The sequence below is a fragment of the Streptomyces sp. NPDC046900 genome, from assembly GCF_040644975.1.
In the GTDB taxonomy this organism is placed as follows: domain Bacteria; phylum Actinomycetota; class Actinomycetes; order Streptomycetales; family Streptomycetaceae; genus Streptomyces.
Window position 1 is genome coordinate 1 of record NZ_JBEYXD010000150.1, and the last position, 12,165, is coordinate 12,165.

The following is a 12,165-nucleotide window of genomic DNA, read 5'->3' on the forward strand; positions in this document are numbered from 1 at the left end:
TGGAAGGGCGCTCAACGGTGACCGACCTAGACAACTGCCGACAGCTCAGCCCCGCCCGCGGTCAGACGGGCGGACGGAGCGGTCGACGCACGGCGGTGGTGGCGGTCGGTCAGGCGACCGTCCACTTCTGGTTGGCGCCACCGGAACACGACCAGATCTGCAGCCGCGTGCCGTTGGCGGAGTTGTTGTCCGTGACGTCCAGGCACTTGTTCGCCTGGGGGTTCACGATGTCGTGGGCGGCGGTCACCGTCCACTTCTGGTTCGGTCCGCCGGTGCAGTCCCACAACTGGACCTTGGAGCCGTCCGCGGTGCCGTTGTTCACGACGTCAAGGCACTTGCCGAGCGCCCGCAGGGTGCCGTCCGAGCCCACCGTCCACTTCTGGGCGGCGGTGCCGTTGCAGTCGTAGAGCTGGACCGCTGTGCCGTTGGCGGGATTCGCCCCCGCCACGTCCACGCACTTGCCCGCGAGCCCGGTGATGGCGCCACCGGTACCGCCGGAGCTGTTGCTGGTCGTCACCGACACCGAGTCCACCACGAGTTGCTGGGGGAACACGGTCGAGCCGTCGGGGTCGCCCGGCCAGTACCCGCCGACCGCGAGGTTGAGGATCAGGAAGAACGGCTTGTTGAACACCCAGGTCTTCCCGCCCAGATCGGCCGGGGTCCGCCGCTGGTAGACATTTCCGTCCACGGACCAGGTGATCGAGTCCGGGGCCCAGTCCACCGCGAAGGTGTGGAACGCGTCCGCGAAGGCCTGGCCGCCCGGCAGCGAGTACGGGGCGCCTATCCCGCCGGAGCCCGAGTAGCCGGGCCCGTGGATGGTGCCGTGGACGGTCGAGGGCTCGTAGCCGACGTTCTCCATGATGTCGATCTCGCCCGAGTCCGGCCAGTTGACCGGTGTCCCGAGCATCCAGAACGCGGGCCACATGCCCTGCCCGCGCGGGATCTTCATCCGGGCCTCGACGTGGCCGTACTGCGCGGTGAACTTCCCTGAGGTGTTCAGCCGGGCCGACGTGTACTGGCAGGTGCCGTACCAGCACTGGTAGCCCGCCGGGTTCTCACGACGGGCCGTGATCACCAGATGGCCCTGGCCGTCCAGCGCCGCGTTCTTGTTGCCCGACGTGTAGTACTGCCGCTCATGGTTGTTGACGTTGTCGCCGGTCTCGATCTGCCACTTGGAGGAGTCGACGGCGGACCCGGCGGGGCCGTCGAAGGTGTCGGAGAAGACGGTCGCGTCCGCCGCCTCCGGGGCCGCGTGGGCGGGGCCGGTGAAGGCCGAAGCGGCGAGCACCGCGGAGAGTGCGGCGAGGAGACATCTGCGGAGCAGGCGTGGGGAGTGCATGACGCTCCCTTCCGTACGGCCGCCCGGACACGGGTAGGCCGACTGAGGTGGGGGGTGTGGGCACGGCCGGGAGCGCCGGCCGCGCCGCAGGGGTCCGTGGGGCGTTGATTCGCTTCTTGATTCAAGAGATGAAATAAGGGAGCGTCAAGGCCCTGGTACGGACCAATGGTTGACCCCTTGCCACGCGCGGAGCGCGGACCACCGCTTCACGTCCGACGGCGCTTGCGCGCATGCACCGCGCGTCCCAGTCGCCGCCCCAGGACCAGGTAACCGAGCAGTGCGCCCGTGGTGTTGAGGAGGACGTCGTCGATGTCGAACGCGCGCCCGGTGACGACCGCACCCTGGACCAGCTCGACCATCAGCATGACGACCGCGGTGATCAGCCCGACGCGCACAAGGCGCCGGGTCCCGGGCGCGAGCACCGGCAGGAGGATGCCGAATGGCACGCCGAGCAGGAGGTTGCCGCCGATCTGCTTGACGGCGTCCCGAGTCGCGGGCTGGTCCAGATAGATGCGCAGGGAGTCGCCCGGCCGCAGGTTGCTGTGGACGAGTGCCCGGGAGGCGGGCGAGGGCTCCAGCGTCGTCCGGGCCAGTGCCGCGGCGAACGCCACCATCGCCGCGAAGGCCAGCGCCATGACCAGCAGCCGGAGGGGGAGCGGCAGCGGCCTGCGCTCGGGTGGGGCCGTCGTTGCCTTGCTGTGGCCGGACTTCCCGGTCCGCGCGCCCGACACCGTGCGTGCCATCCCACTCTCCCGCCGTCAACTTCGCCGTCGGTAAGCGCGCTTACCCGCGATGCCGGTGCTGACGCTGCGGCCCGCGGGCCCCCGGAGCAGGTCGGCCAGATGTGGCGCGGCCGGTTTCCGTTCCCACGCGCGGGGCACTACGGGCTGCAGCCGCTCGCGCGCCGTCACTTCGCGAGCTGGGTGCGGTGCTTGGATGACATACCGGACATTCCCCTGGGCGGCGGTGGACGGAGGTGGGTGGTGCATGAACGCGCGTACGACGCTCCGGGCGGGGCTCGAAGTCCTCGGCTGGTGGGCCGGTCTCACCGTGCTCTGGCTGGTTCTCATCAGCACCGTCGACACTCTGGAATGGGTCGTCGGGGCGTCCTCGGCGCTCGTCGCCGCCTTCGCCGCACGGGCCGCACGACGGGCGGTGGGCGCCTGGTGAACGGCTGGATCCTGACGGCCACCATCGTCCTCGCGCTGGGCGTCGGCGCCACGGTGTGGGGCGTCGCCACCGGTCCGCTGCGCCGCCGGGTCGTCGCCCAGAACCTGTCCAGCGCGGTCGCCTGCCCCGGACTGCTCCTGCTCTCCCAGGGCTTCGCGCGCCCGGCGTACGTGGACCTCGCTCTCCTCCTCGCGCTCCTCGGCCCGGTCGGCACCCTGGTCTTCGCCCGGTTGCTCGCCGACGACCTGGCCGAGGACCCCCCGCACGCCCAGGGCGTCACCCTCGCCGTCGCGGCCTACGGAGCGGTGGTCGTCCTGATCCTGTGCGCCGTCACCGGGCCGGGGAGGGCCATGGTCAAACTGATGGTCGTCGGGGCGTTGCTGATCGGCGGCAATCTCGTCGCCTCGCGGGCCCTTTCGGGCGGATACGCCGGGAGTCGCCGTGGATGACCCGCTGATCGTCGTGGTCCTGCTGCTGGTCGCCGCCTCGGCGACCGCGGCCGTCGCCGTCCGCGACCCCGTCCGTCAGGCTCTCGTCCTGTCGGTGCTCGGTGTCGCCCTCGCCCTGCTGTTCACGGTGGCACAGGCACCGGACGTGGCCCTGTCCCAGCTCGCCGTGGGCTCCGCCCTGACCCCGCTTCTGCTGCTGCTGTCGGTGCGCAAGGTCAGGCGGAAGGAGAAGGACGGGAAGGGGAAGGCGCGGTGACGCGGCGCGCACGGCTCGTCCTCCTGGCCCTCGCCTCCGCCGGCTTGGCGGCCCTGCTCGTCGCCGCGTGCTTCGACCTGCCCGGCTTCGGCGGCGCCTGGCACCCGTACGGCGAACGGGCCGTCCGCGCCTCCCTGTCCCGGCGGACGGCCAACACCATCGCCTCCGTCAACTTCGACCAGCGTGCCTTCGACACGCTCGGCGAGATGAGCATCCTCTTCGCCTCGGTCCTCGGCACGGTCGTCCTGCTCCGCCAGACCCGTGACGAGAAACGCGCGAAGCCCGAGCCCGAGGAGGTCGCGCTCCCGGTCCGCCGCTACGCGCTCGTCATCCTGCCCGTCGCCGTGGTCTGCGGCCTGTATGTGGTCGCCCACGGCCAGCTCAGCCCCGGCGGCGGCTTCCAGGGCGGAGTGGTCGTCGCGACCGCCCTGCACCTGCTCTACCTCGGCGCCGACTACCGTGCCCTGGAGCGCGTCCGGCCGCTCGGCCTGTACGAGGTCGGTGACGCGCTCGCCGCCTGCGGCTATCTGGTCACCGGGCTGGCCGGCCTGCTCGCGGGCACGGCCTTCCTCGCCAACACCCTGCTGCCGTACGGCACATTGAACACCCTCTCGTCCGGTGGCACCGTGCCGCTGCTGAACGCCGCCATCGGCATGGAAGTCGCCTGCGCGGTCGTCGTCCTGCTCGCGCGGTTCCTGGACCAGGCCGTCGAGATCGAGCAAGAGGACGCGAAACGATGACCGTACTGCCGTATGTCGTGGCCGTCTGGATCTTTCTGACCGGTTGCCACGGCCTCGCGACCAGCCGAAATCTGATCCACGCGGTCGGCTGCCTCGCCGTCTGCCAGTCCTCCACCTATGTCCTTCTGCTGGCGGTCGGGTACCGCCACGGCGCCACCGCGCCCGTCTACTCCGACATCAAGCCGGGCTCACGACCCGTCGTGGACCCGGTCGTGCAGGCCCTCACCCTGACCGACGTCGTGGTCGGCGCCACAGTCACCGCCCTGCTGCTCGCCCTCGTGATGCAGATCTCCAAACGCCACGGCACCGTCGACCCGGACGAACTGCGGGAGCTGCGCGGCTGATGAAACACCTGCTGCCGCTACTCGTCGCCGTTCCGCTGCTCGGCGCCGCCCTGCTCGTCGTCTGCGGGCGCCGGCTGCCGCGTGCCGTGGCCGAGAGCACCGCGTGCGCCGTCGCGGCCGGCACCGCGGGCCTGGCGGTCTGGCTGTGCCTCAACTCCTCGCCCCCGCTCATCGAATGGGTCGGTGCCTGGACACCCGTGAACGGCGAGAGCGTCGGCATCGTCCTCGTCGGCAACGGCACCGGGCTCGGTATGGCCGCCCTCGCCGCCGTGCTGACCCTGGCCGCCCTCGCCTACTCCTGGCACTACTTCGACGAACCGCCGCGCCGGCACGCCGGTTCCTTCCCCGCCCTCATGCTGCTCTTCCTCGGCGGCATGTGCGGCTTCTCGATCACGGGCGACCTGTTCAACGCCTTCGTCTTCTTCGAGTTGATGGGAGCCGCCGCATACGCCCTGACCGGCCACCGGGTCGAGGAGGCCAAGGCCGTGCAGGGGGCGCTGACCTTCGGCGTGATCAACTCGCTGGGCGCGTACGCGATGCTCATGGGCATCGCTCTGCTGTACGCACGGACCGGCGAACTCGCCATGACCCAGATCGGACGGGGACTCGACGCCCATGGCAGGCCCGACGCGCTGACCCTCGCCGCCTTCGTCCTCGTCCTGACCGGACTGCTGGTCAAGGCCGCCGCCGTGCCGTTCCACTTCTGGCTGCCCGACGCGCACGCCGTCGCACCCACCCCGGTGTGCATGCTGCTGTCGGGTGTGATGGTCGAAATGGGCGTGTACGGGGTCTGGCGCGTGTACGGCACCGTCTTCTCCGGACCCGGCGGGATCCCGGCGGCCGACCTGGAGCGGGCCCTGTTCGTGCTCGGCATCCTGACCGGCGTGGTGGGCGCCCTCATGTGCTGGTACCAACGGCATGTGAAGCGGCTGCTCGCCTGTTCGACGGTCGCCCACATGGGACTGTTCCTCGTCGGCATCGGGACTCTCTCGCCCGAGGCGGACGACGGGGTCGCCCTGTACCTCCTCGGCCATGCGGGCGTCAAGGCCGCCCTGTTCGCCTGCACCGGCGTCCTGCTCGACCGGTTCGGCTCGGTGGACGAGTACGCGCTGCACGGCCGCGCCCGCCGGCTGCGCGGGGTCGCGGCGATGTACGTGATCGGCGGACTGGCACTCGCCGGTCTGCCGCCGTTCGGCACCTCCCTCGGCAAGGCGGTCGCCGAGGAGGCGGTAGGCGCGCCGCTGACCGTGTTCTACGTGGCGGTGTCCGCGGTGACGGGGGGCGCGGTGCTGCGGGTCGCCGCGCGTGTCTTCTACGGGCTCGGGCCACGACCACGGGGCGCGGAGCCCTACGAGACCACGGGGACCGGCGAGGAGCCAGAGACCCCGCAGCGGCTGAGCCGGATCCCGGACACCATGACCGCCGTGCCCGCCCTGCTGCTCGCCGCGGCACTCGCCGTCGGGGTGACCCCGGGCCTCGCCACGGCCGTGGCGCACTCCGTCAACGAGGCGGGCTCCGGCGGGGCGTTCGCCTCACCCCACTGGAACCTGCCCGGCGTCCTGCTGGGACTGACCTCCACCGCTCTGGCCGCCGGGCTGGCCGCGCTCGCCGTCACCCGCCCCCAACTCCTGGCAGAACAGAGGTGGACGCTGCCGCTGCGTCACCTGCAGTCCGGGCACATCGGGGACTATGTGGCGTGGGTGCTGGCGGGCGCGGCCCTGCTCGGGGCGCTGGCGCTGCCCGGGGTCCTGTCCGGTTGAGCGCGCGGCCGCCGCTCAGGTGCCGTACGACACCTTCACCTCCTCGAAGCCGAGCGACTTCAGCAGTCCGTCGAGCATGCTGGTGGTGTTCGCCTCGGCGCGGGTCGTGAGCTCGCTCTCCCTGGCCGCCTCGCCGATGTGCCGGACCGCCAGTTTCTGCACGGCACGTTCGCTGTTGGGGTTGTCCGAGAAGAGGTCGCCGATACGGTCCAGGAGGCCCCGCTGTTTGGAGACGGCGTACGAGCGGTCGGGGTCGAGGGTGGGTTTGCCCAGCGCCGCGTGGGGGAGCCGGAGCGTGGCGGACGTACGGTCGTCGTTGACCGTCACGTCCTGTTGGCTCACCTTGCCGAGGTCGACGTAGGCGTCCACGGTGCCCGCGCCCACGTACAGGGTGCGGGTGCCGCGGATCGCCGACGGCAGGAACCTGGAGTCCTTCTCCAGGTCCACGACCACCTGGAAGTTGCCGGAGGCGGCCTCGTAGCGGCTCATGTCCTGGATGGACTGCAGGAGCACGGGCCCCGACCGGTCGTGCGTCTCGGTGCCGAACAGGTCGCGCAGTCCCGGCAGCACGCTCAGTCGCAGCCCGGCGAACAGCAGCGCGAGCACCGCGACGAGAGCGATGACCGCCTTGGCCCAGCCGGGCATCGGCCGCTTCACGGGCGTCGCTTCGGGCGCCTGCTTCGTGGACGTCGTCATGTCGACAGTCCTCCTTTCACTTCCCCGAGTGCCCGCCATATCCCTTGCGGGAACGTGGTGTTGGCCGATTGCGCGCCCCGACGGAGTCGGGCGGCGGTCCGCCGTCAGGCGCGCGGGGCGCACCAGGAGACCCCGATGCCTGGGCGCGGAAGCGCCGTCAAGATTTTCGAGCGGTCGGCGCCGCCCGTGAACAGGGCTGACGCGCTCACGGGCCTATGAGGCGGCTGTGAATTGGTGATGCGTTTGAACACGGCCGCGACGGTCGGCGTACAGGGAGGGGGATTCTTCATTCCCGCCCCGCCCTGACGTGTAGGAGTATTCCCGTGAGACGCAATTCGCGCAGACGCCCAACAGGCGCACGGCGCACGACCTTTGCAGCGGTCGCGCTGATGCTGGGCGGAGGGGGACTGGTAGCGGCGAATGTCTACGCCTCGGCGAGCGAGGTCTGGGGCGGGGCGTCGAACCAGAGCGGGAGCGACCAGGTGAAGTCGGGCACCGTCACCATCGACTGCCCGGACGTCGGCGAGAAGCTGACGGATGTGCCGAGCGACGCGAAGCCGAAGGTCGACACGGAACTGGCGACCCTCGACAAGCAGATCACCGACGCCTACGCCCGGCTGGCCTCGACGCGTCAGGCGCAGACCGATGACCCCGGCTACGTGCAGAACGCGATCCTCGGCCCGCTCAAGGACAATCGAGCCGCGGTGATCGACCGGATCAAGGGCGAGTACCAGCAGGCCGGCGCCAGTGCTCCGGACACGATCGGCGACATGGCGGCCTGTACCGGGATGCCCGCCGATCAGGCGCAGCCCCCCGCCGCCGGCCAGGGCGAAGGCGGCCAGCCGAGTGCCGCCGGCCAGCAGCCGAGCAACAACGGCGGCCAGAACAACGGCCAGCAGCAGGGCAACGGCGGTCAGGCAGCCGGCCCCGTCGCCTCGGACTTCGTGGACATCACCACCGTCCAGCCGAACGTCCAGAAGCCCGCGCCGCAATCCGGCGCCTCCACCGGTGAGTTCGTCACCAAGTGCGGCGTGAACGCCAACGGCAACCACAACACCGACAACGTGATCGTGGCGCCCGGCGTGAAGAACGGCGCGCACCACCTGCACGACTACGTCGGCAACCAGTCGAACGACGCCTTCGCCACCAACGACACGTTCGCGGCGGCCCAGACCAGCTGCGAGAACCAGCAGGACAAGTCGTCGTACTACTGGCCGGTGGTGCGTGTGCAGGACGGCACGCAGGACTTCGACCAGAACAACGACGGCGGTGGCAAGGAAGGCAACGTCGGCAAGATCCTGGTCGCCAAGGAGGCCGACATCAAGTTCGTCGGCAGCCCGACGAGCGACGTCGTCGCCATGCCGCGGTTCCTGCGGATCATCACGGGTGACGCCAAGGCCTTCACCAACGGCCCGGGGAACGCCAACGCGCACTGGAGCTGCACCGGATTCGAGGACAAGGCGCAGCTGACGGACAAGTACCCGATCTGCCCTCAGGGCAGCCAGGTGGTGCGGTCGTTCGCCTTCCAGAGCTGCTGGGACGGCCAGAACATCGACAGCGCCAACCACCGCACGCACGTGGCTTTCGCCGACGCGGGCGGTAACTGCCAGAACGGCTTCAAGGCGATCCCGCAGCTGACGATGCGTCTGGTGTACGACGTTCCGCAGCCGACCATCGAGAGCGGCCAGGTCAAGAACGCCTACGCGGTGGACGGGTTCCCGGAGCAGCTGCACAAGCCGATCACGGACCACGACGACTTCATCAACGTCATGACCGACGACCTGATGAACCAGGTGGTCGACTGCATCAACTCCGGCCGCCAGTGCGGCGGGGGAGGCGATCAGCCGCCGGCCACGCAGACCCCGACCTCCGAACCCTCCTCGGGCGGCGACGCGAGCAACGCCCCCGGCTCCGGTGGCGGCGACCAGGCGAGTGAGCCCCCGGCCGGGACCCCGGGCAACGGCGAGACCAGCGCGCCGGGCACCGGGGACACCGGTGCGCCCGCCGCCGGCGGGGCGGGCGGAGGCTCGCACCACCATGGCGGGGGTTCCACCCCGAAGGTCTACTCGACCCCCAAGGCCGCCGCGAGCGACACGGCCGCCGTGCCGCGGAGCGCCTCGGACGACAACTCCGGCCAGGGAGCGGGCTCGGAGCAGACCTCGTCCGCGGGCGACAACGCCCCGTCGACCGCGGCGCCGGCCGAATCGCAGACGTCGTCCGGCTCGCAGACACCGGCCGGTGGCGTGGCGCCGTCCGCTCCGGTGCAGACCGAACCGCAGGCGGTCACGGGCGGACTGGCCGAGACCGGCGCGCATCTGTGGCCGGCCGCTGCCGGTGGTGTGCTCGTGATCGTGGGATTCCTGCTTCTGCGCCGTATCGGACGCCGTTCCGTGTGACGTCCTCGAAGCGCACGCGCTCGAGCGGAGGCGGCGGGACCCGGTGGACGGGTTCCGCCGCCTTTGCTCGTACGGCCCGGACCTCGGCGCGGTCGCGTCGCCTGATCAGTTGGCCTCCAGGGACCCCGCGGCCTCCGACTGGGTGAGCGCCTCTTCCACGGACGACGACGGCGGCAGCAGTTGCGCCAGGCCGGTGACCCGCAGGATGCGCAGCGTCAGGGGTTGGGTGCAGACCAGGTGGAGCGTGCCGCCCTGCGCGAGCACGCGGCGCCGGGCCCGGTACAGCAGGCGAAGCCCGGAGCAGTCGAAGAACTCCACCGGCCGCAGATCGATCACGATGCGCGGCGCCGGACGGCCGGTCGCCGAGTCCAGGAACGGCGTGATCTCGAACGCGGCGAGGACATCGATCTCCCCGTGGAACTCGAGCACCAGGTGACCCCGGTTCCGGTGGATACGCAGATGCCGGTTGAGTGTTGCGCGGTCGTGCTGCACGTCGACATCGCCTCCAACCGACTCCTCGGCCCACCGTGAAGGTACCCTCGATGGACTGAATTTGAGCATGTTCGGTTGACATATGTCTTCGAATTGCCGACGCGTCATCCTGTGAATTGCGTGGGCGGACTACGTCGGCGCCTGCCCCGCGTCGGACAGCGTCAGAACCAACTGATCGTCCACAAAAGGCATTTGGCGCGTCACCGCAGGTCGGTGCGGTCGGCCTGCTGACGACGACGGATCACCTGCTGCGGTGCAGGGCCACGAGCAACTGCCATGACTGATCGGCGATCTGATCCGGCGTGGCCGTGATGTGGCCGTGCAGCCAGTCCGCCAGCACGCCCGCGAAAGCGGCGGCCACGGCGGACGCCACCAGAGGCGCGTCGGCGGCTCCCGCCCGTTCGCGCTCGGCGAGGCTGCGGGCGCGCAGATCCCGGTGCAGGACCCCGCCGAGCGGCCCGCCGCCCCCCGGCGAGAGCAGGGAGCGATAGAGGGCGGCGTGTGGGGCGAGTCCCGTGAAGAAGGTCCGCAGCGCCGATGGCGCGTGCACCGGGTCGGGACGGCCGTGCCAGGCGTGCAGCGCGTCCACCGCCTCTCTGACGACATCGGCGCAGGCGTCGACGGCCAGTGCCTCGAGGTCCGCGTAGTGCGCGTAGAACGTGGCGCGTCCGACCCCGGCCCGGCGCACCACCGCGGCCACCCCGACCTTCTCCAACGGACGCTCGGCACACTCCTTCAGGAGCGCCTCCCGCAGTCGCGCACGGGTGCGGGCCGCCCTCGGGTCCTCGGCCGGCACTGCGGTCACCTCGCGACGAGCACGGCGGCCAGGGCAAGGGCGCCGGGCAGCGCTTGGGCGAACAGGATCCGCCGGTTGGCGGTGGCTGCCCCGAACACGCCCGCGATCACCACGCACACCAGGAAGAAGACCTGCACCCGGAACCCGGTCGGATCACCGGCGATCAGGCCCCACACCAGACCGGCCGCCAGAAAACCGTTGTACAGGCCTTGGTTGGCGGCCAACGGCGCCGTGGCGCGGGCCATGTCCGGCCCGAAGCCGTGCAGCCCCCGCCCGGGCTTCTTCTCCCACAGGAACATCTCCATCACCAGGATGTACGTGTGAAGGGCGGCCACCAGCCCGACCAGCACGTTCGCCAGGGTTCCCATGGTCGTCAGCCCCCACCGCTCGCCGATTTCCTGGACAGGTGTCCAGGAGAGACACATGAAGACTGTAGCTGGACATGTGTCCCGGAAGTGCGGGTCTCGGAGGTGCCGTGCGTCACGCGGAGACCCGGTGCGCGGCGACCGGGGGAGCGCCGGGCCGGGGCAGGGGGAAGGCGTCGCAGCGGCAACCGGCCCTGAACCCCCACTGCCGGACCAGGAGTTCACGCGGTACGTCGGCCAAGATCGCACGTTCTCAGAGGTGTCACATGAGCGGGTTCCCGTACGTCATATTCGTACCACCGACTTGAGGAGGCCCGTCCGAGATGACCCCGCCCGCCCGCACCGCGAAGCAGCGCAAGCACGACACCCTTCACCGGCTGGAGCACGACGTCGACGCCTGGATCGCCACCGCCGACGCCGCCGGGGGAATCCCGTATCTCGTGCCGCTCTCCTACCTCTGGGACGGCCGCACCCTGCTCTTCGCCACCCCGGCCGCGAGTCCCACGGGGCGCAATCTGCGGGAGACGGGCACGGTGCGTCTGGGGATCGGGCCGACCCGGGACGTCATCATGATCGAGGGTGGCGTCGAGGCGCTGGAGGCGGCGGAACTGGCACCGGGAACCGGCGACGCCTTCGCGGCGAAGACCGGCTTCGACCCGCGGGAACTCACCACCGAGTACCTCTACTTCAGGATCACCCCCCGCCGCGTCCAAGCCTGGCGCGAGGCCAACGAGCTGTCCGGACGCGACCTGATGCGCGAGGGCGAGTGGCTCGTGGCCGACTGAATCGGGGGCACGGGGTTATCCGGGAACATATGGGGGCGGGGCACCGCCCGCCCTGGATCCCACGGAGGAAACATGGCACTGGTGGTGGCGGGCGTCGTGGTGCTGGACTGCGCCGAGCCCGAGAAACTCGCCGTGTTCTACAAGGAACTCCTCGACGCCGAGGAGACCGACGCCACCGCGAACCGGGTGGACATCAGGACCGCCGACGGCATGCGGATGGCGTTCCGCCGGGACGTCAACGCGACCCCGCCGAGCTGGCCCCGCCCCGAGAACTCCCTTCAAGCCCACCTCGACTTCCTGGTGGAGGACCTCGACGAGGCCGAGCGCAAAGTGGTCAGCCTGGGCGGCCGCCCGCTGGAGGCCAAGGACGCGGCGGGGCCGTTCGAGGAACGCGGTTGCGCGGACCCCGCCGGTCACTCCTTCACCCTGCGACTGACCCCGGCACGGGCGCCGAAGCAGGGCTAGACCGGGCTCGGAGCGCGGTGGGCGACGTGCGGCGGCGGCGTGCGCCGGGGTGGATCAGGCCGTGACGGGGTCCGAGGCAGGGCCTGCCGCGGTGACGGACCGGAAGGCGAGG

General features: G+C 70.8%; 15 protein-coding genes. 9 read left to right on the forward strand and 6 right to left on the reverse strand.

Annotation, left to right across the window (positions count from 1 at the left end):
* Positions 1–109 precede the first annotated feature (109 nt).
* Entirely contained in the window at positions 110–1,339 is a 1,230-nt protein-coding gene (locus ABZ904_RS48545; protein WP_361830571.1) for a lectin, read from the reverse strand.
* A gap of 206 nt (positions 1,340–1,545) precedes the next feature.
* Positions 1,546–2,082 (reverse strand): VanZ family protein, encoded by a 537-nt coding sequence (locus ABZ904_RS48550; RefSeq protein WP_361830573.1) that lies wholly within the window; start codon positions 2,080–2,082, stop codon positions 1,546–1,548.
* A gap of 244 nt (positions 2,083–2,326) precedes the next feature.
* Here ABZ904_RS48550 and ABZ904_RS48555 point away from each other — a divergent pair, with 244 nt between their 5' ends.
* Genes ABZ904_RS48555 through ABZ904_RS48580 form a run of 6 tightly spaced genes read left to right on the forward strand, consistent with a single transcriptional unit; the run spans position 2,327 to position 6,058 of the window.
* A complete protein-coding gene (locus ABZ904_RS48555) occupies positions 2,327–2,509 on the forward strand; it encodes a hypothetical protein (protein ID WP_359409752.1) in 183 nt (60 codons plus the stop codon).
* A complete protein-coding gene (locus ABZ904_RS48560) occupies positions 2,506–2,958 on the forward strand; it encodes a monovalent cation/H+ antiporter complex subunit F (RefSeq protein WP_361830575.1) in 453 nt (150 codons plus the stop codon). Before ABZ904_RS48555 ends, ABZ904_RS48560 begins: the two co-directional genes overlap by 4 nt.
* Positions 2,951–3,214, forward strand: coding sequence for a DUF4040 domain-containing protein (locus ABZ904_RS48565; protein WP_359409748.1), 264 nt, complete (start codon positions 2,951–2,953; stop codon positions 3,212–3,214). Before ABZ904_RS48560 ends, ABZ904_RS48565 begins: the two co-directional genes overlap by 8 nt.
* Positions 3,211–3,954 carry an MnhB domain-containing protein gene (locus ABZ904_RS48570; protein ID WP_359409746.1) on the forward strand — a complete coding sequence of 248 codons (744 nt, stop codon included), beginning with the start codon at positions 3,211–3,213 and terminating at the stop codon, positions 3,952–3,954. Before ABZ904_RS48565 ends, ABZ904_RS48570 begins: the two co-directional genes overlap by 4 nt.
* Positions 3,951–4,298 (forward strand): cation:proton antiporter subunit C, encoded by a 348-nt coding sequence (locus ABZ904_RS48575; protein ID WP_359409744.1) that lies wholly within the window; start codon positions 3,951–3,953, stop codon positions 4,296–4,298. The genes ABZ904_RS48570 and ABZ904_RS48575 overlap by 4 nt, the downstream gene beginning before the upstream one ends.
* Positions 4,298–6,058 carry a complex I subunit 5 family protein gene (locus ABZ904_RS48580; RefSeq protein ID WP_359409742.1) on the forward strand — a complete coding sequence of 587 codons (1,761 nt, stop codon included), beginning with the start codon at positions 4,298–4,300 and terminating at the stop codon, positions 6,056–6,058. Before ABZ904_RS48575 ends, ABZ904_RS48580 begins: the two co-directional genes overlap by 1 nt.
* 15 nt (positions 6,059–6,073) lie before the next feature.
* Here the strand turns inward: ABZ904_RS48580 and ABZ904_RS48585 are convergent, their stop codons facing one another.
* On the reverse strand, positions 6,074–6,754 hold the full coding sequence (locus ABZ904_RS48585; RefSeq protein ID WP_361830578.1) for a DUF4230 domain-containing protein: 681 nt from the start codon (positions 6,752–6,754) through the stop codon (positions 6,074–6,076).
* A gap of 323 nt (positions 6,755–7,077) precedes the next feature.
* Here ABZ904_RS48585 and ABZ904_RS48590 point away from each other — a divergent pair, with 323 nt between their 5' ends.
* The gene (locus ABZ904_RS48590; RefSeq protein ID WP_361830580.1) at positions 7,078–9,150 is read left to right on the forward strand and encodes a DUF1996 domain-containing protein; all 2,073 of its coding nucleotides are present in this window, start codon (positions 7,078–7,080) and stop codon (positions 9,148–9,150) included.
* Positions 9,151–9,255: 105 nt separating this feature from the next.
* Here the strand turns inward: ABZ904_RS48590 and ABZ904_RS48595 are convergent, their stop codons facing one another.
* From ABZ904_RS48595 to ABZ904_RS48605, 3 genes are all read right to left on the reverse strand, one after another.
* Positions 9,256–9,642: an anti-sigma factor antagonist gene (locus tag ABZ904_RS48595; protein WP_359409736.1), complete on the reverse strand. Its 387-nt coding sequence runs from the start codon at positions 9,640–9,642 to the stop codon at positions 9,256–9,258.
* A gap of 241 nt (positions 9,643–9,883) precedes the next feature.
* On the reverse strand, positions 9,884–10,447 hold the full coding sequence (locus ABZ904_RS48600) for a TetR family transcriptional regulator (protein WP_359409734.1): 564 nt from the start codon (positions 10,445–10,447) through the stop codon (positions 9,884–9,886).
* Positions 10,444–10,806 (reverse strand): DUF1304 domain-containing protein, encoded by a 363-nt coding sequence (locus tag ABZ904_RS48605; RefSeq protein WP_361830583.1) that lies wholly within the window; start codon positions 10,804–10,806, stop codon positions 10,444–10,446. Before ABZ904_RS48605 ends, ABZ904_RS48600 begins: the two co-directional genes overlap by 4 nt.
* Positions 10,807–11,126: 320 nt before the next feature.
* On the opposite strand from ABZ904_RS48605, the gene ABZ904_RS48610 reads away from it, so the two are divergent.
* Positions 11,127–11,588, forward strand: a complete 462-nt coding sequence (locus ABZ904_RS48610) for a pyridoxamine 5'-phosphate oxidase family protein (protein ID WP_359409730.1) — start codon at positions 11,127–11,129, stop codon at positions 11,586–11,588.
* A 72-nt stretch (positions 11,589–11,660) separates the two neighbouring features.
* Positions 11,661–12,053: a VOC family protein gene (locus ABZ904_RS48615; protein WP_359409728.1), complete on the forward strand. Its 393-nt coding sequence runs from the start codon at positions 11,661–11,663 to the stop codon at positions 12,051–12,053.
* Positions 12,054–12,165 lie beyond the last annotated feature (112 nt).

Coding starts and splice junctions, on each gene's coding strand:
- ABZ904_RS48605 (WP_361830583.1), bottom strand. CDS start 10,806: ATGGGAACCCTGGCGAACGTGCTGGTCGGGCTGGTGGCCGCCCTTCAC.
- ABZ904_RS48555 (WP_359409752.1), top strand. CDS start 2,327: ATGAACGCGCGTACGACGCTCCGGGCGGGGCTCGAAGTCCTCGGCTGG.
- ABZ904_RS48615 (WP_359409728.1), top strand. CDS start 11,661: ATGGCACTGGTGGTGGCGGGCGTCGTGGTGCTGGACTGCGCCGAGCCC.
- ABZ904_RS48575 (WP_359409744.1), top strand. CDS start 3,951: ATGACCGTACTGCCGTATGTCGTGGCCGTCTGGATCTTTCTGACCGGT.
- ABZ904_RS48545 (WP_361830571.1), bottom strand. CDS start 1,339: ATGCACTCCCCACGCCTGCTCCGCAGATGTCTCCTCGCCGCACTCTCC.
- ABZ904_RS48580 (WP_359409742.1), top strand. CDS start 4,298: ATGAAACACCTGCTGCCGCTACTCGTCGCCGTTCCGCTGCTCGGCGCC.
- ABZ904_RS48610 (WP_359409730.1), top strand. CDS start 11,127: ATGACCCCGCCCGCCCGCACCGCGAAGCAGCGCAAGCACGACACCCTT.
- ABZ904_RS48585 (WP_361830578.1), bottom strand. CDS start 6,754: ATGACGACGTCCACGAAGCAGGCGCCCGAAGCGACGCCCGTGAAGCGG.
- ABZ904_RS48550 (WP_361830573.1), bottom strand. CDS start 2,082: ATGGCACGCACGGTGTCGGGCGCGCGGACCGGGAAGTCCGGCCACAGC.